Consider the following 22,065-nt stretch of genomic DNA (forward strand, 5'->3'; position numbering starts at 1 on the left):
CCCCTGACAGCCGTGCGCAGCTTTGGGGCTGAAATCGAAGCTGTGCAGGAGGGACAACAACGTGAGACAGAAGCCCGTCTGGCCAAACAGTCAAACGCGGTTGATGCGCTCAGCGACGGGTTGAAACGTTTGGCTGCGGGGGATCTCACGGTAAGAATTCACGAGGGATTGCCCGCAGGTTATGGCGAATTGCGCAGCAACTTCAATCAGAAACTGGAGCGCCTGAGTGAGACTATAACCCTGATTTCCTCTGCATCACTGTCGATAAAAGGCAGCGCTGAAGAGATCAGCCAGGGTTCGCAGGATCTTTCTGCCCGCACCGAAAGCCAGGCTGCGACATTGGAGGAAACCGCAGCGGCCCTGGAGCAGATGACGGCCAGCGTCCGGTCCGCGGCGGACAATGCCCGAAGTGTGGAGGCCACGATGAATACGGCCCGTAGCGACGCCGAAGCCAACCGCGAGAAAGTGGACAACGCGGTGGCTGCGATGACGCAGATCAAAAAGAGCTCGGCCCATATTTCCCAGATCATCACAGTGATTGACGACATCGCCTTCCAAACCAATCTTCTGGCGCTGAATGCCGGGGTTGAGGCTGCGCGTGCCGGAGAAGCCGGCCGTGGCTTTGCGGTTGTCGCCGCCGAGGTGCGCGCTCTGGCGCAGCGGTCCTCGGATGCGGCGTTGGAGATCAAGGCGCTGATCTCCAACGGCAGCCTGCAGGTGGAAAATGGCGTCAAGCTGGTCGACAAGGCAGGGGAGGCTCTGCAAAGCATTGTGACCCAGGTTACGGATGTCTCGCGTCTTGTCAGTGGCATTGCAGAAGGGGCAACCGAGCAGTCAATCGGTCTGAATGAGATCAATACCGGCGTCATCCAGCTTGATCGGGTAACCCAGCAGAACGCGGCTCTTGTGGAGGAAGCCACTGCAACCAGCATCACATTGAACACGGATGCCCTGCAGTTGGCGCAACTGGTCGCCCATTTCCGGGTCGATGACAGCCCGGCGCAACCGCGCCATACGATGGCTGCGCGCTAAGTTTTTACGTTCAGTTTTTGAAAATCTAAAAAGAGCCGGTGCCTTGGGCCCGGCTTTCTTTATATTGTCGCCTAACTTGCCAATTTTCCCATGGCGGAGCTGCTCCGGAAAAACATGGTTGATAAGTTGTTTACCTTTCAGGATCTATGGTCCTGGAAAGAAAGACAGATTGAGGCGAACATGAAGCGTCTTCGCAACCCGCGCACCGGCATTGCCCAAGGTGAGGCGCAAATCTTTTCGGAGTTTGAAAGCGGCGGCACCATGTGGACGGGCACTGGAGACCGGGAACGGCGCAGATATGTCTCCTTTGAAGAGGCCTATGCCCGCCCGCCTGCCGTGCAGGTTTCGGTCTCCCTGTGGGATATGGACACCACGGCTGCGATCCGGGCTGAAATCCGGGCTGAAAATGTGACCGAAACCGGGTTCGAAATCGTGTTTCGCACCTGGGCCGACAGCCGCATTGCCCGACTCAGAGCCAATTGGATGGCTATTGGTGAACTGCCTTTTGCGGATGATTGGGACGTGGAGTAGCCGCGCAGCAGCCGTTTTTGTCCAATGTGGTTAGACTGTTGTAATGGCGGATCTTTTTATCCAGCAGGGCACGGCAGGCATCAATCTGCGATTGTTGTTTGTCCAGTGTCTCCCGATGTGCCTCTAAAATAGCACGGCGTGCCTCTTCGCTGTCAGGTGTTCGGCTCAATTCCACATAGGTCTGAATGGTCTTGAGCGGCATATGGGTGGCCCGCAGCCGTTCAAACATCCTGAGCCACCGCAAGTCCGTGGGGGAAAACACCCGGTGCCCGTCGCCTCCGCGCTCGACACGCGGCAACAGCCCGGCCCGTTCGTAAAAGCGGATCGTATCCACGCTCAACCCGCTTTCGGCGGCAGCTTCTGAAATCTTCACGCAGCATTCTCCTGTGACCGGGTGTGAACCGCATTGGCGTCTTCCAGCGCGGCTGTATCTTCAAAAAAACGATAAAGGCTCAGCTTTTCGCCTTCAAACTCAGCATAAAGCGTCCAATGGCTGTGAAACAGCCGATCCGTGGCCCGCACGCGGTGAATGAAGCGCCCCGTGGCAAAGCCGCGGTCCTCATCCACCATCGTATGGTCTACTGCAAAAAGCTGCGTGTCAAAGATCCGGCGCAGCTCAGCCACAAAACGATTGAACCCTTCGGGCCCATAATAGGTGCCATAAAGCGGCAACGCGTCATAGGTTTCTTCGCGCACGGCAATGATCCTGGCTTTGTCAGCGATCATATGGCCTGCACCGGCCTCTGTTGCGAGCGCTGAAAAAAACATATCAAGTATATTTGCCATGTTGGCCTCCTGCCTGTTGTGTGGAACTCTTTCAGCGCTAGCAGGCTGGAGTAACTCCAGGTCAAGCGCCAATTGGCAAAAATCTTGGACCCGCCCATTTGCATAACATCACAAAAAAGACCTGCCCTGGGGAAGGTGTGGTTGACGTAGGGGCTGCCCGACTGCCAAGCATGGGCCGTTGCTGCAGGTACAAGGACAGGCGCGAGACATGGATCAGATGCTGATGAGGCGGGCCCTTGCCTGCGCCCACCATATGGCGGACATGGCCCGTCCCTTTGCCCGCTCTACCTGGATGCAGCCCAAGGACGTTTCCTTCAAAGACGATGGCAGTTTTCTCACGCGGGCGGATCTGGCCATTGAACGGGCATGGCGTGATCACCTCCACAGCGTTTTTCCGACTCATGCGATCCAGGGGGAGGAATATGGCAGCAATGCAGTGGAGGCTGACTACACTTGGGTTCTGGATCCCATAGATGGAACCCGACAGTTCGGCATGGGGCTTGGCAATTTCTCCACCCTGATTGCGCTGTGTGATGGGGCAGGGCGGCCGGTTCTGGGGGTGATTGATCTGCCGTTGATGGAGGCACGCTATTTTGCCCAGCGGGGGCAGGGCGCCTTTCTGAACGATCGCCGTTTGTCTGTTTCTGGGGTCACGCAATTGGGTGACGCGCTGGCTATGCTGGCAAATCAGAACAGTTTCCAAGGCGGCGAGCTGCGCGCCTATGAACAGCTGCGGTCGCATGTAGGGGAGGCAGCCTTTGATGCGGGCTCTCCGGCCTATGGTGCGCTGGCGGCTGGTAAGTTGGATCTGTGTCTGAATGGCGGCGATCTCAATGCGCATGACATCTGCGCCTTGGTGCCTGTTGTGGAAGAAGCAGGGGGCACGATTACTGATTGGCAGGGGCAGGCGTTGGGACTGTGGTCCGGCGGCGCAATCCTTGCCAGCGCAAGTGCCGACCTGCACGCAGCGGCGCTGGAGTTGCTGTCGCAAACCACCTGAGCCGCACCAGAGCCGTAACGGAAAAAGCCGCCCCTTCGAGAAGAGACGGCTTTCTGCAGAGTAACCCCAAAAGGGTTTCCGTTTCTGGCTGGCTTACTGGCCGCCTGCCAGATGTTCATAGATCGGGATCAGGGTCTTGTCCTCAAACAGGGAAGAGACCGAGGTGCCGTGCCAGATGTTCAGAATCGCCTGCGTAAACAGCGGCGCGGTTGGCAGGATTCGAATGTTCGGGGCCTTCAGGATCGCCTCGGTCGGCTGGATGGAATCGGTGATCACCAGCGATTTCATAACCGAGTTCGACACGCGCTCCACCGCGGGACCGGACATGACACCGTGCGAGATATAGGCATGGACTTCCTTGGCCCCGTTATCCAGCAGCACCTGCGCAGCCTTGCACAATGTGCCGGCCGTGTCGCACATATCGTCCACGATCAGGCAGATCTTGTCGGTGACGTCACCAATCACAGTCATTTCCGCCACTTCACCGGGCTTCTCGCGGCGCTTGTCCACAATCGAAAGCGGCGCGTTGATCCGTTTTGCCAGTTCACGCGCGCGGGCCACACCTCCGACGTCCGGGGAGACCACCATCAGGTCGTCCATCTGCTCCTTGAACTGGTTTTTTACATCCAGCGCAAAGATCGGTGAGGCGTAAAGGTTGTCCACCGGAATATCAAAGAACCCCTGGATCTGGGCCGCATGAAGATCCATGGTCAGGATTCGTTCCACACCGGCCTCGACCAGCATATTGGCGACCAGCTTGGCGGAAATCGGGGTGCGCGCCTTGGTACGGCGGTCCTGACGGGCATAGCCGAAATAGGGGATCACAGCGGTGATGCGCTGGGCGGAAGAGCGGCGCAGCGCGTCGGAGATGATCAACAGCTCCATCAGATTGTCATTCGCCGGGTTGGACGTTGGCTGAATGATAAACATGTCTTCGCCGCGGACGTTTTCGAAAACCTCGACGAAGATCTCACCATCGTTGAAACGTTCGACCCGGGCATCCACCAGCCCCTGGTCCATGCCGCGATGCAGGCTCATCCGGCGGGCAATGGCTTGGGCAAGCGGAAGGTTTGCGTTCCCAGCAATCAGCTTGGGTTCGGTCAAGGTTGGCATGAGCGTATGTCCTGGCAGCAGTGGCAGATTGTGACAGATTCGTGTAATGCGCACCGCTTAACACGGGTTGCGCCACAGGCAAAGTTGAAAGCCTATTTAGCCAACAAGAGCGTGTGCGCGCTGCGATGCATCCATGCGCCGGTTTCGTCAGTTGCGCCTGCTGTTGCCGGAGCCCTGACCGGCGCTCAGAGGGAGGGGCGGTGCGGCAGCTGTCAGATCGGCTCTTCTATGATATAGTCTTCCCACTCCTCCAGCGGGGTTTCAAATTCCGATACAGTGCGCCCCTGCACCGAAACGCCGGCCTTGTGCACGCTGTCCGGATCGCCGGAAATCAGCGGGTGCCACTTGGGCAGGGTTTTGCCCTCCCAGAGCAGGCGATAGGCGCAGGTTTGGGGCATCCAATAGGCGTGCGAATCCAAGTTCGATGGTTTCAGCACAATACATTCCGGCACAAACTGATGGCGGATGGGGTATTGTGTGCACAGCCCTGTGTCGTCATCCAGCAGCCGACAGGCAACGCAGGTCAGTGCCACCTCGCCTGTGTCTTCGTCCTCCAGCTTGTTCAGGCAGCATTTACCGCAGCCATCACAAAGCGCTTCCCATTCCTTTTCGGAAAGCGATTTCAGAGGCTTCTTTTCCCAAAAGCGGTTGCTTAGCCCTCTGCGGTCGATGGTGTCGTCCTGCGCCATAAGATTACAAGGCAGCCAGAAGGCTGCGGGCCAGATCACAATCCGCCTTCATTTGATCCATCAGCGCTTCCAAACCGTCAAACGTCATTTCGGGACGCAGGTAATCCACAAGGCCAACCGAAAGCGTAGCCCCATACAGGTTTCCAGTAAAATCAAACAGGAAGGTTTCTATATTGGGGTGGTCGCCGTCAAACATCGGCCGCACTCCAATAGAGGCCGCGCCGTGGTAACAGCCGATGTGCGGCCCATCCAGCACGTCGACCAGAACCGCATAGACGCCGAATTTGGGAGGGTGCAGCCCGTCGATCGACATATTGGCGGTGGGAAACCCCATCTCGCGTCCGCGCTGTTCACCTCCGATCACTTCGCCTTCGATTCGGTGCCAGTGCCCCAGCATATTGGCTGCATCGCGCGGTCGGCCGTCGCTCAAGGCATTGCGGATCGCGGTCGAAGAAACGGTATTATCAGAATATTCCATCAGATCAGCCACAGTGACGCCAAAGCCCATCTGAGTGCCAAAGTGTTTCAGGTCTTCAACCGTGCCCTTGCGCCCCTTGCCGAAACAGAAATCCGACCCCACCACCACATGGGTGAGGCCCAACCCGTCGGCGATCACTTTACGGGCAAACTCTTCCGGGGTGAGCGACGACAACGCAGCGTTGAAGTTCAGCTGGTAAAGTTTGTCGACGCCCAGCTTCTCCAGCCGGGAGGCGCGCGCTTCCGCCGACATCAGCCGAAAGGGCGCGGCGCCGGGGGCAAAGAACTCCCGTGGGTGGGGTTCAAAGGTCATAACCCCCAAAGGAGCGTCCGGTGCCGCATCGCGCGCCAGGTCAATCACCGATTGGTGGCCCAGATGAACGCCGTCAAAATTGCCGATGGCGACACTTGCCCCTTTGTCCTGAGGCTCGATGAATTGGAAGTCTCGTATGATCCGCATGAGCGCATCCGTAGCCCTATGGGCGCGGTGGTGCAAGCGTCGCGCACATGAAATTGCAGTTGCAGGGTGGTTGCATCCTCTGGAGGTCAGGCCATGGGCGAACGTCTCAACAAGCGCCCCTGCGCCGCGCCGTCAGGCGCGGCGCCTGGCCCAACGGGGTTTGGCCTCGTCTGTTGATGAGGCAAAGCTGGGCGGGAGGGCTCCCGCGCCTTTTTGCGGGCCCCTGTCGGGACCCGCTAAAGACTTGGGCCCGGCAGCGCGCCTTTGGCGCGCTGCGGTTGCGGTCCCTCGCAGGTGTTGCTCTGGGGGCGTGCGCCCCGGTTGTATGCTGTTAAACGCCCTGTGGCAGTACGGGGACTGATGGATCCTTCGTCGGGTCTAAAATCCCGGTGTCGCAGCACTTAGGAGCAGGGCCCGATGGCAAGGGGTCTTGTCTGATCCATTGGGCAAGCAGGGCTGACACCCCTGATCCCGTATCCGCCGGTGGCGCGCCGCCATTTATTATTCCCCCTGATCTCCACGCTGAACGAGGGCAGCGTACCCGAGACAGCCCCCACTGACGGCCTTCACAGACAGACCCAAGAAAAAACCGGCCGCCACTCGGGCCGCCGGTGCAAAAGCTGTGTCGGCGGCGCAGGTGCTGCGTCCCAAGGCTGGATCAGTCGAATTTGCGCGACGGTGCCATCACCATGGCCTCGCCCACCAGAACTTTCTTCCCGTCCACAATACAGCGGCAGTCCAGTTTCACGCGACGTTTGTCGATTTCAATGCCTGTAACTTCAACCTCGGCCAGCACCATGTCACCGGGGCGCACGGGAGCCAGGAACTTGAGCGACTGGCTCATGTAAATCGTGCCATGGCCGGGAAGCTGCTCCCCAATCACGGCCGAGACGAGACCGGCGGTCAGCATACCGTGGGCGATACGGCCCTGGAACATGGTCTCCTGGGCATAGTCCTCGTCCAGGTGCACCGGGTTGCGGTCGGTCGACACCTGGGCGAATTTCTCGATGTCCTCATCGGTGATGGTTTTACGCAGGTAACGTACCATGCCCATCTCGATGTCTTCGATACAGATGGTTCCGCGTGGCAGATTGTCCAACATTCTGATCCCCCTGGAAGGCCAGCCGCAATGGCGACTGGGTAATTTTCGCGCTGCAAAAGTTTATCTTGGGCAACTTTATTACTTTGCAACCGCAGAAAATCAAGGGGAATCTGCGTTAGCGCAGAAAACCAATACTAAAGTTGGGGGCGGATTTTTCCCTGTCCAAATAGGCTTTTAGCGCATCAGGCTCTGGTTGTTGCGAGGTTTTTGTCTCTGCCGCAGCCAACCCGCCCGTGATGAACAGCGCATCCAGACCTTCCCCCATGGCACCTGAAATATCCGTATGGGGCCCGTCGCCTATGGCCAAGATATCCTCGTCCCGGATGGATTTATCCACCTCCGCCAGACGGCGGCGCGCCAGATCGTAGATCGGCGGATAGGGCTTGCCGAAGTACAGGCTCTCGCCGCCCATCTCGGTATAAAGCTTGGCCAGCGCGCCGGCACACCATTCGCGGGTGTGGCCACGGTCTACCACGATATCAGGGTTGGCACACAACAGCTTCAGCCCGTTGGTCTTGGCCAACAGGAAATCAGCCCGGTTCACATCAGGGTCCGCATGGGGGTCATGAGGGCCACAGCAGACAATCCCCTCGGCCTCAGCCAGCGGCACGCGGGAGATTTCGAGCGGGTTTTCAATCACATTCAGCGGTTCAAAGAACTCCCAGTCGCGTTCCCAATCGCCCATGAAATAGACTTTTTGTCCAACCGCGCCGACAAACATCGCCGCGCGCGCACTGTCGCCCGAGGTGGCAATGGTATCATAGGCATCATCCGGCACGCCGAACTGTTCCAGCTGCGCTGCAACACCGGCGCGCGGTTTGGGAGAGTTGGTCACCAGAACCACAATGCCGCCCCCCTTGCGATAGGTCTGGAGCGCCGCAACGGCCTCGGGGTATGCGGTAATCCCGTTGTGAACACAGCCCCACAGATCCACAAACAGCGCGCGGTAGTTCTGTGAAATCTCGGCAAGGTTTTTGATGATCTGGGTCATGGCAGGCCCCCTTTGGCCAATCGGATTGCTTTGCAAAACCTATGGCAGAGAGGGGGCAGAATTGCCAGCACGCCCGTGCCCGACCGTTAGGGGGGAGCGTCAGAGCGCGATCAACCCATGCTGCAGAGCAATCACCAAAGCCTGTTCGCGGGTGTTGGCCCCCAGAACCTTGCGCGCTTCGGCGAAATGCATGGTGACAGTCACATCGCTCACCCCAAGCTTCTCGGCAATACGCGCCGTTTTATAGCCTTCCGCCAGCAGCGACAGAACATCGCGCTGGCGGGGTGTCAGTTGAAACCGGGGCGGAGGTACGGTGGTTAACTCCACAGGGGCTGACTTCGCGTCGATTGTGCTGGCCAGAAGCGCGGCAAATAGATCCTGCTTATCCAGATTTCGCTGCACATCATGGCCGGTCTGGTCGGAAAATGCTTGTGTCACATATTTTCCAAAACCACCGGTGTCACCAAAGCGGCAACAATGCAGTGTCCTGTAACCCTCTTTGCGCAGGCCATGGCTGATAGCCCAGGCCGTTTCGTTTTTGTAATGGTGTTTTGTCGCGTCTCCGCAGGTCATCAGGATGCGGCCGGGACGATAGGCTATGTCTTCGATCACCGGATCATTGCGAATGTAATCCTTGGCGACATATTCTTCGATCCAACTGCCGCGCATCGTTGATGAAATCCAGTGCACGGTCATCGTCGAAACATCTGCCTCAGCCACATGGAAACTGTCTATGCCCATCTGATCTGCAATCCGTTGGGCAGCCATCCAATGAGAGCCCCCTGCACCAGAGGCAACCAATGCGTTCAACGCGTCAATCAGCTGGTTTTTCATGGCCTTTTTGCCCCTCATCCGCGCGACGCCACCGCCACAGGGCGCCATGCAATCCATGATCCAAGCCGTCACAACCCATAGATGTTCATAGGTTGGCGAGAGGGTATAATCATTGCAAGTTTTTGTTATCCTCAAGTTGTTTTCCGCGGGGGGTGACGCGCTGGCCGTGCGTATTCATATGGAATTTATTGTTAAAGCGGCGCAGGTTTGCCAGTGAGGCCTGTGCCGGTCCTTTTCTTCCAGGGCGGTCTGCAGCCCGGTTTCATGAGGACAGCCGCATTCTGACATGCCCTGAAAAGAGGCGGACCCTACGCACAGAGAATTGATTGTAAAGCAGCCATACTCACCTTGAGGCTGTGCAACTCGGTCTCTAGATCAGGCCATATGATGAAATCATTTACATTTTCAATTGGCCTTATTCTCACGAGCGCGTCTGTCGCGATTGCCTGTCCCCGCGGTGATGTGGAATTCATTCTGACACGGCAAAATGTGGTTGCGGAACATGTGGATTATTTTCGCGAGCAATCAGATTTTCTGACCAAAGATATTCAGAGTACGATTGAGAACTTGGGAGGAACCATCCTAGACCAAGAGGCCTTTGATGCGTTTTTCACCGGAAAGATCGTGGACTTTGTCAATACTCGTGGGATGGAGCTGTTTTCCGATGCTCTTTGTGCAAGCCTTCCTGCCGAGGATTTACAAAGCCTCGCGGCCTTCTATCGCAGCGAGAAAGGGCAGATCTGGCTGGACCGTGCGAATAACCAAGCGGGTTTAAATCGGTTCTATGCCTGGATGACAAGCGGGGCTTGGCAACAGTCGGAACACACCTATCGTGGCAGTCAAGAGTATTTGGACGCCTATTCCCAGCTGCTGGAAGAACAGTTCGACGTGTCAGAACGCATTTTTGCCCCTCGCCGATTTGCCGCCGTGATCCGACGCAAGGATATCGTCGGTTACGCAGATGAAAAGTTCCGAGAGGACCGTGCCCGTGGATTTGAGGCGCTTGCCGACAACTGATGTAGCCCGCAACATTCTCGGAATGACCAAACAACATATGGGCGGCGCGTGGGCGAACTGCCACAAGGGCGAAAGACGTGAATACATCGAAAAACGCGCCCCATTTGGAGCGCGTTTCTTTTTTTCAGCGATGTGGCGACAGATCAGACCTTGAGGTTCGGGATGATCTGCTTCTTGCGGGACATGATGCCCGGCAGGACGACGCTGTCGCCGGTGACAGTTGCGCCAAAGCTCTTTTCTGCAACGCCTTTGACAACGTCGTTTGGAACCAAGAGGGTCGCCTCTTCTTTCAGGATGTCGACCACAAACAGCAGAACCTGATCCACGCCGTCTTCGGCTTGGACGGTGGCATAGGTTTCCATCAGGCTCGCCTTGCGGTTCAGCGGGATTTCCGGCGCGGTGGTTTCCAGAACAGAGACGCGGAACTTCACGCCGTCAACTGCGTATTCCTTGGAGTCCATACGGATCAGTTCTGCATCAGAGAATGCCGATACGTCGGATTTCGCTGCAAACATTTCGGACGCGTAGGTACCCAGATCGATGTTCAGCTCAGCCGCCAGTTTCTCCGCCAGCGCCTTGTCGTGGTCGGTGGTGGTCGGAGAGCGGAACTCCAGCGTGTCGGAAAGGATGCACGACAGCATCAGGCCTTTGATATTGTCGGGCATCTTGGCCGCGTCATCACCCATCAGATCGTACATGATGGTGGCGGTGCAGGCCAGCGGGCGCACGGTGATGTCGATTGGACCTTTGGTTTCCAGGCCGCCGACCAGCTTGTGGTGGTCGATGATCGCCTGCACGTCCAGTTCGTTGATATTGTCGGGCAGCTCGGCCGGGTTGTTGGTGTCAACGATCACAGCCGCGGTACCTGCTGCGAACTCCGTCTTGATGGTCGGCTTCTCAAAGCCCCATTTTTCGACAACAAAGGCCGCTTCGGTGTTGGGCTCACCCAACAGAACCGCTTCGGCGTCCACGCCTTTGATCTCGTTCAGATACCAGGCCCAGATCAGCGGCGAGCCGGTGGAATCGGTATCGGGGGATTTGTGACCAAAAACCTGCAGGGTCATGGGGCGCTCCTAATGACAAGTAAGACAGAATTTGCGCGCCTTATATGTCCCCGAACGCCCCTTGTCACGCCCGCATGTCGCAGTGCAGCAAAAGCGCGACAAAAGGAGCATCTCTGCGAGCGCTAAAGGTCTCATCATGCGGCACGGGTTCGAATAGGTGCCAGTGTCAACCGATACCTGTTGCGAGGTCTGCGGGGCAGCAGGCTGATAGCTGTGCCCATAGGTTACGGGCGACGGTGCGGCGGCGCTAACCAATCAAAGCCAGCCAGCCCCAGATGGTCAGCACCGACAGCGCCGTAGCCAGCAGAACGGCCGAAGCTGCAACCCGTTTGGCGCAGCCGTACAGGTTGGCAAAGATATATCCGTTTATTCCGGTGGCCATGGAGGCGGTCAGAACCCCGGATCGGAACAGATCCTGATCCAGCGCAAAGGCGGTGCCCATGCCATAGACAATCGCCGGGTGCACAATCAGCGACAGTGCACAGACATAAAGGATGATCCGCATGTCCCCTTGGGGGCGGTATTGCACCAGCACCCCGCCAAGGGCAAACAGCGCGCCGGGCAGGGCTGCGCGGGTCAGAAGGTCCAGCGCATCCTGCGCGACATGGGGGATCGGCAGACCCGTCAGGTTTACAGCCAGACCCAACGTGATCCCCAGGATCAGCGCGTTTTTGAACATGGCCTTCAGCACGTGCTGGGCGGTCTTCAACGCACCGGTGCCCCGGTTGCGCAGGATCTCCATCACCGTAATCCCCAGCCCGTAACAAATGGGAGAGTGGAAGGCGATGATCGCATAATTGCCGGTCAGGTTATCCGGGCCAAAGGCGCGTTCCGTGATGGGCAGCCCCAAAAGAAGCGAATTGGAAAAGAGACAGCAAAAGCCAATAGCGGTGCTGTCGGTCCAGGGTCTGCCAAAGAAGAACCTGGCCCCAAGAAGCCCCGCCAGAAAGCACAGGATGGCGCCGCTGTAGAAGCTTATCAGCAGCGGCAGTGAAAAGCTCGCGGACAGATCCAGCCGGGTGATGGCGCTGAACAACAGGCAGGGAATTGCAAAGCCCTGGGTGAATTTCATCACCCCATCCACATGAACCTGTTGGAACAGCCCGGCCTTGGTCGCCGCATAACCGGCCCCAACCACAAGGAAAACCGGCAGGATGACGTCGATCAGCGTGTTTAGCATGGGCGCTCCGCACAGGTTAAGGCGTGCATCCCAAAGGTCACAGCGCGTAGCGGATCACCATCCCGTCATAGGCGGGGGTGATGTGGTCAGGGGTTTCTGCGGCCAATGTGGCATAATCCAGATCATTGTGCAGATTGGTCAGAACAGCGCGGGCAGGGGCCATCCGCTCGATCCAGTTCAGCGCATCCTCCAGACAGAAATGCGTCGGATGCGGCGCACGGCGCAGGCTGTCGATCACCCAACAGTCCAGCCCTTCAAGCGCGGGCAGCGCCTCGTCATAGATTTCGGAGACATCCGGCAAATAGGCGAGGTCCTCAATCCGAAAGCCCAGCGAATCAATCGCGCCATGTTTGACACGGAACGGGCGGAAGGGGATGGTGCCGCCAGGGCCAGTGATCTCAAAGGCGCCGTCAATGCTGTGCAGGTCCAGAATCGGCGGGTATGAAGACCCCTCAGGCTGCACAAAAGCATAGGCAAACCGCGACAGGAGCGCGTTCTGCGTATCCCCATCGGCATAGACCGGTACGCGATTGCGCATGTTGAAAACGATCATCCGCAGATCGTCGATCCCATGTACGTGGTCCGCATGGGCATGGGTGTACACCACCGCATCTAGGCGTCCGGTGTTCGTGTCCAGCAGCTGACTGCGCATATCAGGGGAGGTGTCGATCAGAACGCTGGTGGTGCCCTCCGCCGTCTCACGCTCGACCAGCATTGAACAGCGGCGGCGTGTGTTCTTGGGATTGGCCGGGTCGCATGCGCCCCATTGTCCGCCCAGTCTCGGCACTCCGCCCGAAGAGCCGCAGCCCAGAATGGTAAAACGTAACTCTGCCATCAGGCCACCGCCCGGTGGTCAGCCACTTTCCAGAACAGCCGGTCAAAATTCGCCTCTGTCTGCGCGGCAAACGCGGCGTAATCCATGCCAAAGACCTCGGCCCCGATACGGGCGGTCAGCGCAGTGTAGGACGGTTCATTGCGTTTGCCGCGATAGGGGGGCGGCGCCAGATAGGGGCTGTCGGTCTCAACCAGAATACGGTCGACGGGAGCGGCGGCAAAGATGTCGCGCAGCTCCTGGCTTTTGGGGAAGGCGGCAATGCCGGACATCGACAGGTAGCAGCCGATCTCAAGCGTTGCCTTGGCCAGTTCGGGTGAAGAGGAAAAGCAATGCATGACACATGAAAACGCGCCCTTGGCCATCTCGTCGCTCAGAATGCGGGCCATGTCGTCGTCAGCTGCGCGCGAATGGATGATCAGGGGCAGGCTGGTCTGACGAGCCGCCTCGATGTGGATCAACAGTGATTGCTTCTGAACCTCGGCGCTTTCGGCGGTATAGTGGTAATCCAGCCCGGTCTCGCCAATGCCGACAAACTTTGGGTGTTTGGCCAGGGCCACCAGGTCCTCGACCGATACCATGGGCTCTTCGGCCACGCTCATCGGGTGGGTGCCGGCGGCGTAAAACACCGGGGCATGCGCATCGGCAATGGCGCGCACGCTGGGTTCATTTTTCAGCTTGGTGCAAATGGTGACCATACGGGCCACCCCGGCCTCGGCCGCGCGGGTGATGACCTCATCCAGCTGACCTTCAAAATCGGGGAAATCCAGGTGGCAATGGCTGTCGGTGATCTTGGGGGTGCTCATTCGGGTCGTCTGCCTCTGTCGCCTGTCTCTATAGCCTGGCGTTATCGCCTGTTCGCGTCCCAAAGGTTCAGGGGCGGGACGCGGTGTCTTGCATCTTGAAAACCGTATCTAGAACTAGCGCGGCGGGGTCAAGGTTCACCGCCTGACCGTGGCGTGACCGGGCCGAAGCTGTGGCCGCAAGATCTGCCCATGCGCGCCCTTTGTGCGGGGTGGGGGACAGGCGCTGCAATATCTCGGCCTCCTGCGGGGCGGCTTCGGGCAGGGGAGGTTGGCCGGTGGCACCGGTGCGGGCCAGACGGGCAAGGCTGGTTTCAATCAGGGTCAGCAGCAGTTCGAACCGGGCGGCGGCACCGGGCAGGCCGGCGGCTTCAGCGAGCTTCAGGGCGCGGCCGCGATCCAGACGCGGCATGGACCCCAGGATGTGGACCCATTCGGAATAGATCTCAAGCCCGCCCAGGGACAAAAGCCGGATTGCCTGACCAACAGAACCTTGTGCCAGGGCATTCAGATGGTCTGCTCCTTCGGGGACGTCGACACCGGCTTGCACCAGTGCAGCCTGCATGTCTGCGGCTCCCAAAGGCGACAGGCGCAGGGTGCGGCAGCGTGAACGGATGGTGGGCAGCAGGCGCGAAGGCTGGTGCGAGATCAGCAAGAGTGTGGTGCGCGCGGGCGGCTCTTCCAGCATTTTCAACAGCGCATTGGCGGCGCTGGTGTTCATATCATCCGCCGCATCGACAATCACCACCCGCCGACCGCCGTCGGTGGCCGACAGGCCAAAGAACCGGTTCAATGCGCGGATATCATCCACCACGATCTGGTCGCGCAGCTTTTCGCGGTCATTATAGCTGCGGGTGATCGGCGCAAGCCCCGGTTCGGCCAGCGCCTGAATGCGGTGGCAGACCGGATGGTTCGGGTCAATATCGAGGGTTGTCGGCGGAGGTGGTGCGCCAAACAACCCACCTCCATCATCCTCTGGCGTGGCCAGCAGAAACCGGGCAATGCGCCAGGCCAGCGTGGCCTTGCCAACCCCTTGGGGTCCGGTAATCAGCCAGCCATGGTGCATCCGCTCCGAGGTAAACGCCTGCAGGAAATCCCGCTCTGCCGTCTCTTGTCCGATCAGACGGGAGGTTTCGCGCGGATGGGGAGCACCGGGGGCCTGATCGGCGCGCGGCAGGGTGTCATCATCGCTCATGCCGCGATCACCGGAGCGCGTTGAGCGTGGCGGCCAGAACCTCGGCAGCCACATCATCAGCGGGCTGGTCGCCGTTGATCACCACAAAACGGTCTGCAAACTCCTGCGACAGAGCCAGAAAGCCCGCGCGCATTTTCTGTTGCAGCTCCAGCCCCATATCTTCGAACCGTTCCTCATGACCCTGGCGGCCTTTGGCGCGGGCAAGACCGGTTTCCGGGTCCATGTCCAACAGGATGGTCAGATCCGGCTCGCGCCCGATCATCAGATCATGAAGCGCGTCGACCTTGCTGCGCAGATCCCCGCGTGACACGCCCTGATACATGCGGGTGCTGTCGGCAAACCGGTCGCAGATCACAACCTTGCCGTCGGCCACCGAGGGGACAATCAGGCGTTCCATATGGTCACGCCGCGCAGCGGTAAACAGCAGCAATTCGGTTTCAGCCGACCAGCGGGACGGGTCTCCCTCCAGCACAAGGCTGCGGATTTCCTCGGCCCCTTTGGAGCCGCCCGGCTCGCGCGTTAGAACCGTCTCATAGCCACGTGCCAAGAGCGCCTCGGCCAGGCGTTTGCATTGGGTGGATTTGCCGGAGCCATCGATTCCTTCAAACGTCAGGAACAGGCCTTTTTTATTCTCTGCGGTCACGGGTTCAATTCACTAGGGTCACTGGGACGTTGTTTCGGGGCCATCCAGCAGGCGTTTGATCAGCACCTGCGCGGCTGTTTTGACCCTTACCGGAAAACCACCGGCAGGTACATCGGCCGCAGCCACCAAAGGCAGGCGCATTTCGGGAAGGCCATCGGGCTGGAACACCAGCTCTGCCAGCAGATCACCCTGGGCAATCGGAGCCTGAAGTGGCCCGTCATAGACAACCTCGGCCTGGAGTTCGTTGCGTTGGAGCGCAGGTAAAAGCACGTTCAGGTCTTCCTGCGGCACCAGATCAACAGTGTCTTCGCCGCCCATCCAGATTTCAGCCTTGGCAATGGCTTCACCGGCCTTGGCTATGGTCTTTTGCGAAAACTGGCGAAAGGACCAGTTTACGATCGCCTCTGCCTCTTCGGCGCGTTGTGTCGTGCTGTTCAGCCCGGACAGGACAAAGACCACCCGGCGGTCCCCTTGTTTGGCAGAACCAACCAATCCGTAACCTGCTTCCTCGGTATGTCCGGTCTTCAGGCCATCTGCGCCAATGTTCAGCCGCAGCAGCGGGTTACGGTTGCGCACGTTCGAGGGGGCACGACCGTCAAACTGAAATTCGCGTTCGGCAAACATCGGATAATACTGCGGGAAATCCTCGATCAGGCGTTCCGCGAGAATGGCCAGATCCTTCACAGACATCCGGTGCCCGGCTGCAGGCCAGCCGTTGGAATTGGCAAAGGTCGAATTATCCATCCCCATGTCCCGGGCCCGTTCGGTCATGTAGCGGGCAAATCCGGCCTCGGTTCCATCCGGCGACAGGGCTTCGGCAATCACCACACAGGCGTCATTGCCCGACAGCACGATGATCCCCCGCAAGAGATCTTCGACCCGGACCCGATCCTGCGTATTGAGGAACATGGTCGAGCCCTTGTAGCTCATGGCGTGAAGACTGACCGGCAGCTGTTCGTCCAGGGTCAGGCGGCCATCGCGCAGGGCCTCAAACGCGATGTAAAGCGTCATCAGCTTGGACATGGAGGCCGGGGGCAGCGGAGTTTCGGCGTTCTTGGCCATCAAGACCGTGTCGGTCGCCTGATCCAGCACATAGGCAGCGCGCGCCTTGGTATCAAAGGCCGCCGCCGACAGGGTTGAGAGGCTGACCATCAGGCCAGCGGCGGCGCTGACGGTCAAGGTGGATTTCAAAGTGCTGAACGCGAGGTGTTTCATGGTCTGGATCACATGCGGTCTCCCTTTGATATCAGTTGGTGACGGCATAGGCGTCCGTATAGCCTGTGTCGCGCACTTGTTTGAGCAGCTGCGAGCGTTCCGATCTGGTCTTGGCCGGGCCAACCACCACGCGCCAGAAGGGCTTGCCGTTGGAGGATTGGGACAGAACGGTGGGGATCATACCAGCGTTGCGCATAACGTCTGCGGTGCGTTTTGCATTTGCCTCGACGCTGAAAATCCCGATCTGCAGGAAGGGCTTGGCCAGCGAGGATTTCGCAGTCGGTTTTGGCGTGGCAGTGGGTTGGGCTGCGGGTGGGGCTGTTGGTTTTGGCGCAGCGGCTGTCGGGGGCGCGCTGGCTTCGATCGCGGCGGCGGCACCAGCAATCGGGTCCAGCGTTGCGGTTTCCACCGGCGCAGGGGCCAGCGCGCCAAGGGCGACCTCTTCGCTTGCATCGCCGAGATCGGCCGGGGCGGGCTGTGCCACGGCTTCCTTGCGCAGGGCCGTCACGTTCACTTCAACCGGGGCGCCGGCCAGCATGCCAAGGGCACCGGCTGCATCAGATGAGATCTGAACACGGGGGCCAGGAATTTCCCGTTCGCGGCGGAACAGGGCGCCGATCACAAATTTACCGTTTGCATTGTTGCGGATAATCACCCGTTCCGGGTCGCGGGCATCGGGGTGTGCCACCCAGACACCACCCAACGAGGGGCGCCCGTCCCACAGGCCGGTTTCGGTAACCTGAAAGACATCCGGGGCCTCAACATCGCGTTCCACCAGTTCCGTGCTGGTTGCGGTATTGACTGCACTGCCCTCGGCGGCTTTTTCCTTGGGTTTGAAGAACGCGCCGAGACGTTTGCCAAAGCTTTCCCGCTCTGCCCCTGTGCTGGCGGTATCCACCGCATCCTGTGTCACTACTGCGTCGGTCGCGTCAACGGGGCGCTCTTCCGCAAAGGGCTGATCCGTGCTGCTGGTCTGACAGGCCGAAAGTGCCGTCATCAGAGCCAGCGACACCACGATATGTGTGCCACGAGTGGTAATAAAAGGGACCTTCTGCATCCTCAGTGTCCTTGCCTGTTTTGTGCCTTGCTTGACGATCGTGCCTGATCGTCATGCCGACCTGCTGCAATATGCCTGTATGCAACCGGTAGCTGGGCCTCTATTGTTTGCGATCACCATAGCCAGATGATGTGCACAAGAAAACCCTATGCCCAAGGTCTCGGCAATAAACTGACAAACCTGGGTGACAAGGATATGAATTTGCGCAGAGTTTGATTTCCCACTTGCATCAATTCCGCGCAGCGCATAAACCCCACGCCAGACCGGGGAGGTGGCAGAGTGGTCGAATGCGGCGGTCTTGAAAACCGTTGAACGTGAGAGCGTTCCCAGGGTTCGAATCCCTGTCTCCCCGCCACTCGAACATACCCGGTAAATTTTTCCAACAGTTTGAAGATGCAGCCCATTGGGTGTGCGCCGCTTTTGCGGAGCGAAGTGCAGGCGACCTGTGAAATGGGGCGCAAGGCTGCGCCCCGTCTGATGGTCTTGTTTGTGTGGAGATTAGCCGGGAATGATGGGTTGCACAGGTTCCTCCTGTGCCTGCCAGAGCGCTTCAAACTCGGGCAGGCCAAGGGTGGCCAGCGTCTCTTCGTTGGGGCCGAGGATTTCATAAATCACGCCATCGGTGCCTTTGTTGCTGAACCAGGCAATACAGTCCACATCGCCACCGCCTTCGGTGTGGGGGGCACCGCCTGCGGATTTCTCGACAAAGCTGGCGGTGGGACGGATTTCCGTCAGCGTTCCGTCCGCGTTATAAAGCCGCAGCTCCCCCTGGATAATAAAGGTGCTGTAATCCGCGTGGTGTCTGTGCAGCACAACCTGTTTGTTTGCTGCGAATTTCAACAAGAGATCCACCACCTTCAGGTCCCGATCCACGTTCAGCACGTGATACCAGATGTGGTCAAACCCTTCGAGGGTGTTCCATTTGATATTGGACTGGTCAAAGGCAGCCGCCGCCTGGGATGCGGCCTGGCTGGCGTTCGCGCCCGTGGCGACGGCAGCAACTGCGGTGCCTATGGTGGCAAGCCCTTCGCGGCGTGTCAGGTTTGTCATCTTATCCTCCTGTTGTGGCAAAACCTTTTTTGCTCCGTTCAAAATTGCATGGGGGCAGGGCGCTGTCTTACCATTTGGTGTCATACTAAAGCGTGGCATCCCAAGCTGGGCGTGGGCTGCTAGGCTGCCTGCGGGAGGTGGCAGGAGATGAAGGGGTATACCCGCGCAAGCGCATTGGGCCCCATAGCCGATTTTGTCGATCATCGCGGCGGATCCATCACGCGTGTGTTTCAGCGTGCCGATCTGCCTCTGGCGTTGCTGGACCACCCGGATCAGCCGCTGCCGTTGCAGGAACAGTTCCGGATTTTATCCGAGGCCGGGCGGGAGGTTGGCACCTCGTTTCTGGGGGCAGAGCTGGGGCAGCTGGTGCGGATGGACCGGCTGAGTGCCTTTGGCAGATGGGTTGCAAGGGGTGCCACACTGGCCAACGCCATTGACCGGTCTCATCGCGGGCTGAATCGGTATCTGCAGACCAACACCCGGCTGCGGTTTCAGCTCATTGGGAACCGGGCGCGTTGGTCCATCGAGTTCCTGGATCCGGGCCGGGATGGGCGGTTTCAGAATGAACTCCTTGGGGTCAGCTACCTTATGGATGGGGTGCGGGCCTATGCGGGGCAGGGATGGCGGCCAGAGCTGATCTATTCCACCTGTACCGGCGCGGCACAGGCCCGTCAGCTGGAGGTGATCTTTGATGCGCCGGTTCTGGGCGATTCAGCTGTGTCGGCTGTGGAATTTGACGCGTCATTGCTGTGTGCCCAGAGCCAGCGCATTTGTCGCGCGCAATGCACCCGTGAGCCGAAGATTCCCAATGTTCTTAGCCATAAGGAAAGTGTCGCGGCCCTGTCTGCTATTGCCCTGTTGGAAGGGCAGCCCAAGATCGATTGGGTGGCGGGTAAAATGGGCATGAGCCGCCGAACCCTGCAACGGGTATTGGAGACCGAAGGGGTGCGGTTCAGAGATGTGGTGGATGAAATGCTCAAAGATCGGGCCCTGTCCCTGGTCGGTCAATCGGGGCTCAGCTTGACCGAGATTGCCCTGCAACTTGGCTATAGCGAAGGGGCGCAGTTCAGCCGTGCCTTTCGCCGCTGGACTGGGGTGTCGCCGTCGCAGTATCAGCGGCAATGCAGAATCGCAGCGGTCTGATAGTGCCAGTCTTTACTTTATGGCGATCTAAATTCGGGAACGTATCGTAATCGGTACAGTTGGTATGGAAATTACCCGTTGTTCTCCTTTGGAAATGGCCTGAAATCATAGATGATGCGCAAAAATATTTTTGAGTTGGTTTTGGGGAGTGGTACGCGAACAATGACGGATCTTGAGACAACGCGGGCGCGGCTTGCGGCGATGGTGCGGCTGGAAGAGCATCTGTCCTTTCGAATTTCGCGACTGAACAAGCTGCTGGACAATCATTCGGCCAAGAACCTGTGCCATCCGGACCTGAATCTGACTGATTACCGGATCCTGTTGGTTCTGGATATCTTTGGCGAGGCCAGCGCCGCTGACCTGTCGCGGCTGATGGTGATCGACCGGGCGCAGATCAGCCGGTCTGTTGCTGCCCTGCGCAAGGGTGACTTTCTGGTGGAGCGGGATGATCCCCGCCACAAGCGGCGCAAGCTGCTGAGCCTGACCGAAAAAGGCAGCCTTGCGCTGGAGGGGGAGCGGGCTTTCTTTGCCCAGCGTCAGGCCATGTTTCATGACATCCTGAGCCCCGAAGAGCTGGCGGGGCTGACCGGTGCGATCGACAAGCTGTCGCGCCATCTTGCACAAGAGCTGGACTACCCGCAGGCGGTTCCAACCTCGCAGGCGATGATGCCCTAGGCGTCGGGCCAAGGGCATCGCTTTTGTCTTATTTCCCGGCTTTCAGGACGCCGCGCTGGATTTGATCTGCTTCGATGGATTCAAACAGGGCCTGGAAGTTGCCTTCGCCAAAACCGTCATCGCCTTTGCGCTGGATAAATTCAAAGAAGATCGGCCCGATCACGGTTTTTGAGAAGATCTGCAACAGGATACGGGTTGTGCCGCCGTCCACCACACCTTCGCCGTCGATCAGAATGCCGTGTTCCATCATCCGGTCAACCGGCTCGTCATGGTCGGTGACCCTGTCATGGGACATCTCGTAATAGGTGTTCGGAGGCTTGGGCATGAACTTGATGCCATTGTCCGAAATCAGATCAACCGCGTCATAGATCCCTTCGGTGCCAACGGCGATATGCTGGATGCCTTCGCCCTTGTAACGGCGCAGGTATTCCTCGATCTGGCTTTTATCATCCTTGCTTTCATTGATCGGGATGCGGATCTTGCCATCTGGCGAGGTCAACGCGCGCGAGAACAGTCCGGTCTGCTGCCCTTTGATGTCAAAGAAGCGGATTTCCTTGAAATTGAAGGCCTTGGCATAGAAGTCATACCATGTCGACATATTGCCGCGCTGCACATTATGCGTGAGGTGGTCGAGGTAGTAAAAGCTGGCACCTGTGGGTTTGGGATCCACTTCGCCCAGCCAATTGAATTCGGCAGTATAGGCAGACCCCTTGTCGCCGTAGGTTTCGACAAAATAAAGCAGCGAGCCGCCGATGCCGACCACCGCCGGAACGTCCAGCGATTTGCCGGGGCCGGTGTATTCCTCGGCTCCGTAATCCAGTGCGCATTTCAACGCGTGCTGTGCATCCACCACCCGCCAGGCCATTGCAGGCGCGCAGGGGCCGTGCGCCTCGACAAATTCGGCGGCGTGACTGCCCGGCTCGCGGTTCACGAGATAGTTGATGTCGCCCTGCCGATACAGGGAAATATCCTTGGTCTTGTGACGCGCAACCTCCACATAGCCCATTTTCTGAAACAGCTCTTCCAATGCGCCGGGATCGGTATGGGCGAATTCCACGAATTCGAACCCGTCGGTTCCGGCTACATTGTTTTCATCGATAATGGCCTGTGGCGCGTCATGCGGAAAGGGACCCATGGTCGTCCTCCATTGCAAGTCGCGCTGACGTGCCCTCCACG

Annotated in this window: 23 protein-coding genes, 1 tRNA gene and 1 pseudogene; 7 read left to right on the forward strand and 18 right to left on the reverse strand. The window is 58.7% G+C overall.

The annotated features are described in order from the left end of the window. Positions 1-45 precede the first annotated feature (45 nt). Together ACXAEW_RS11340 and ACXAEW_RS11345 are read left to right on the forward strand one after the other, a co-directional pair. Positions 46-1,032 (forward strand): annotated as a pseudogene (locus ACXAEW_RS11340) (methyl-accepting chemotaxis protein); the annotation flags it as partial. Positions 1,033-1,212: 180 nt separating this feature from the next. Continuing rightward, positions 1,213-1,563 (forward strand): H-type lectin domain-containing protein, encoded by a 351-nt coding sequence (locus ACXAEW_RS11345; protein ID WP_474941411.1) that lies wholly within the window; start codon positions 1,213-1,215, stop codon positions 1,561-1,563. On the opposite strand, the gene ACXAEW_RS11350 is transcribed toward ACXAEW_RS11345, so the two are convergent. After that, entirely contained in the window at positions 1,520-1,936 is a 417-nt protein-coding gene (locus ACXAEW_RS11350; RefSeq protein ID WP_474941412.1) for a MerR family transcriptional regulator, read from the reverse strand. The two genes, ACXAEW_RS11345 and ACXAEW_RS11350, sit on opposite strands and share 44 nt — an antisense overlap. Then, positions 1,933-2,349, reverse strand: a complete 417-nt coding sequence (locus tag ACXAEW_RS11355) for a nuclear transport factor 2 family protein (protein ID WP_474941413.1) — start codon at positions 2,347-2,349, stop codon at positions 1,933-1,935. The genes ACXAEW_RS11350 and ACXAEW_RS11355 overlap by 4 nt, the downstream gene beginning before the upstream one ends. A gap of 208 nt (positions 2,350-2,557) precedes the next feature. Between ACXAEW_RS11355 and ACXAEW_RS11360 the strand changes: the two genes are divergently transcribed. Then, positions 2,558-3,349 (forward strand): inositol monophosphatase family protein, encoded by a 792-nt coding sequence (locus ACXAEW_RS11360; protein WP_474941414.1) that lies wholly within the window; start codon positions 2,558-2,560, stop codon positions 3,347-3,349. Between the two features lie 93 nt (positions 3,350-3,442). Here the strand turns inward: ACXAEW_RS11360 and ACXAEW_RS11365 are convergent, their stop codons facing one another. The 6 genes from ACXAEW_RS11365 to ACXAEW_RS11390 all read right to left on the reverse strand — a co-directional run bounded on the left by ACXAEW_RS11365 (position 3,443) and on the right by ACXAEW_RS11390 (position 9,015). Beyond that, the gene (locus ACXAEW_RS11365) at positions 3,443-4,462 is read right to left on the reverse strand and encodes a ribose-phosphate pyrophosphokinase (RefSeq protein WP_474941415.1); all 1,020 of its coding nucleotides are present in this window, start codon (positions 4,460-4,462) and stop codon (positions 3,443-3,445) included. Positions 4,463-4,674: 212 nt separating this feature from the next. Further along, the gene (locus ACXAEW_RS11370; RefSeq protein WP_474943028.1) at positions 4,675-5,151 is read right to left on the reverse strand and encodes a YcgN family cysteine cluster protein; all 477 of its coding nucleotides are present in this window, start codon (positions 5,149-5,151) and stop codon (positions 4,675-4,677) included. A gap of 4 nt (positions 5,152-5,155) precedes the next feature. Beyond that, a complete protein-coding gene (locus ACXAEW_RS11375) occupies positions 5,156-6,088 on the reverse strand; it encodes a bifunctional riboflavin kinase/FAD synthetase (RefSeq protein ID WP_474941416.1) in 933 nt (310 codons plus the stop codon). Positions 6,089-6,746: 658 nt separating this feature from the next. Beyond that, entirely contained in the window at positions 6,747-7,190 is a 444-nt protein-coding gene (locus tag ACXAEW_RS11380) for a MaoC family dehydratase (protein ID WP_474941417.1), read from the reverse strand. Between the two features lie 115 nt (positions 7,191-7,305). Then, positions 7,306-8,181, reverse strand: coding sequence for a TIGR01459 family HAD-type hydrolase (locus tag ACXAEW_RS11385; RefSeq protein WP_474941418.1), 876 nt, complete (start codon positions 8,179-8,181; stop codon positions 7,306-7,308). 99 nt (positions 8,182-8,280) lie between these two features. Further along, positions 8,281-9,015 carry a response regulator transcription factor gene (locus ACXAEW_RS11390; RefSeq protein ID WP_474941419.1) on the reverse strand — a complete coding sequence of 245 codons (735 nt, stop codon included), beginning with the start codon at positions 9,013-9,015 and terminating at the stop codon, positions 8,281-8,283. Between the two features lie 384 nt (positions 9,016-9,399). On the opposite strand from ACXAEW_RS11390, the gene ACXAEW_RS11395 reads away from it, so the two are divergent. Continuing rightward, positions 9,400-10,032: a hypothetical protein gene (locus tag ACXAEW_RS11395; protein ID WP_474941420.1), complete on the forward strand. Its 633-nt coding sequence runs from the start codon at positions 9,400-9,402 to the stop codon at positions 10,030-10,032. 143 nt (positions 10,033-10,175) lie between these two features. On the opposite strand, the gene ACXAEW_RS11400 is transcribed toward ACXAEW_RS11395, so the two are convergent. From ACXAEW_RS11400 to ACXAEW_RS11435, 8 genes are all read right to left on the reverse strand, one after another. Continuing rightward, positions 10,176-11,096, reverse strand: a complete 921-nt coding sequence (locus tag ACXAEW_RS11400; RefSeq protein WP_474941421.1) for a manganese-dependent inorganic pyrophosphatase — start codon at positions 11,094-11,096, stop codon at positions 10,176-10,178. A gap of 247 nt (positions 11,097-11,343) precedes the next feature. Then, positions 11,344-12,276, reverse strand: a complete 933-nt coding sequence (locus tag ACXAEW_RS11405) for an AEC family transporter (protein ID WP_474941422.1) — start codon at positions 12,274-12,276, stop codon at positions 11,344-11,346. A 37-nt stretch (positions 12,277-12,313) separates the two neighbouring features. Beyond that, positions 12,314-13,111: an MBL fold metallo-hydrolase gene (locus ACXAEW_RS11410; protein WP_474941423.1), complete on the reverse strand. Its 798-nt coding sequence runs from the start codon at positions 13,109-13,111 to the stop codon at positions 12,314-12,316. Beyond that, positions 13,111-13,914 carry a TatD family hydrolase gene (locus ACXAEW_RS11415; protein ID WP_474941424.1) on the reverse strand — a complete coding sequence of 268 codons (804 nt, stop codon included), beginning with the start codon at positions 13,912-13,914 and terminating at the stop codon, positions 13,111-13,113. The genes ACXAEW_RS11410 and ACXAEW_RS11415 overlap by 1 nt, the downstream gene beginning before the upstream one ends. Before the next feature lie 67 nt (positions 13,915-13,981). Further along, the gene (locus ACXAEW_RS11420) at positions 13,982-15,106 is read right to left on the reverse strand and encodes a DNA polymerase III subunit delta' (RefSeq protein WP_474941425.1); all 1,125 of its coding nucleotides are present in this window, start codon (positions 15,104-15,106) and stop codon (positions 13,982-13,984) included. 7 nt (positions 15,107-15,113) lie between these two features. Next, on the reverse strand, positions 15,114-15,749 hold the full coding sequence (tmk, locus tag ACXAEW_RS11425; RefSeq protein WP_474941426.1) for a dTMP kinase: 636 nt from the start codon (positions 15,747-15,749) through the stop codon (positions 15,114-15,116). 18 nt (positions 15,750-15,767) lie between these two features. Then, positions 15,768-16,964, reverse strand: coding sequence for a D-alanyl-D-alanine carboxypeptidase family protein (locus ACXAEW_RS11430; RefSeq protein WP_474943029.1), 1,197 nt, complete (start codon positions 16,962-16,964; stop codon positions 15,768-15,770). Between the two features lie 31 nt (positions 16,965-16,995). Then, positions 16,996-18,021, reverse strand: a complete 1,026-nt coding sequence (locus ACXAEW_RS11435; RefSeq protein ID WP_474941427.1) for an SPOR domain-containing protein — start codon at positions 18,019-18,021, stop codon at positions 16,996-16,998. Positions 18,022-18,286: 265 nt separating this feature from the next. Between ACXAEW_RS11435 and ACXAEW_RS11440 the strand changes: the two genes are divergently transcribed. Beyond that, positions 18,287-18,376: transfer RNA gene (locus tag ACXAEW_RS11440), tRNA-Ser, on the forward strand. A gap of 143 nt (positions 18,377-18,519) precedes the next feature. On the opposite strand, the gene ACXAEW_RS11445 is transcribed toward ACXAEW_RS11440, so the two are convergent. Further along, positions 18,520-19,071: a hypothetical protein gene (locus tag ACXAEW_RS11445; RefSeq protein WP_474941428.1), complete on the reverse strand. Its 552-nt coding sequence runs from the start codon at positions 19,069-19,071 to the stop codon at positions 18,520-18,522. Between the two features lie 147 nt (positions 19,072-19,218). On the opposite strand from ACXAEW_RS11445, the gene ACXAEW_RS11450 reads away from it, so the two are divergent. Continuing rightward, positions 19,219-20,214, forward strand: coding sequence for an AraC family transcriptional regulator (locus tag ACXAEW_RS11450; protein WP_474941429.1), 996 nt, complete (start codon positions 19,219-19,221; stop codon positions 20,212-20,214). 162 nt (positions 20,215-20,376) lie between these two features. After that, positions 20,377-20,889: a MarR family winged helix-turn-helix transcriptional regulator gene (locus tag ACXAEW_RS11455; protein ID WP_474941430.1), complete on the forward strand. Its 513-nt coding sequence runs from the start codon at positions 20,377-20,379 to the stop codon at positions 20,887-20,889. A gap of 28 nt (positions 20,890-20,917) precedes the next feature. Here the strand turns inward: ACXAEW_RS11455 and hppD are convergent, their stop codons facing one another. Beyond that, positions 20,918-22,024: a 4-hydroxyphenylpyruvate dioxygenase gene (gene hppD, locus ACXAEW_RS11460; RefSeq protein ID WP_474941431.1), complete on the reverse strand. Its 1,107-nt coding sequence runs from the start codon at positions 22,022-22,024 to the stop codon at positions 20,918-20,920. Between the last annotated feature and the right edge of the window lie 41 nt (positions 22,025-22,065).

The organism is Epibacterium sp. ABZ3_068, assembly GCF_056159265.1.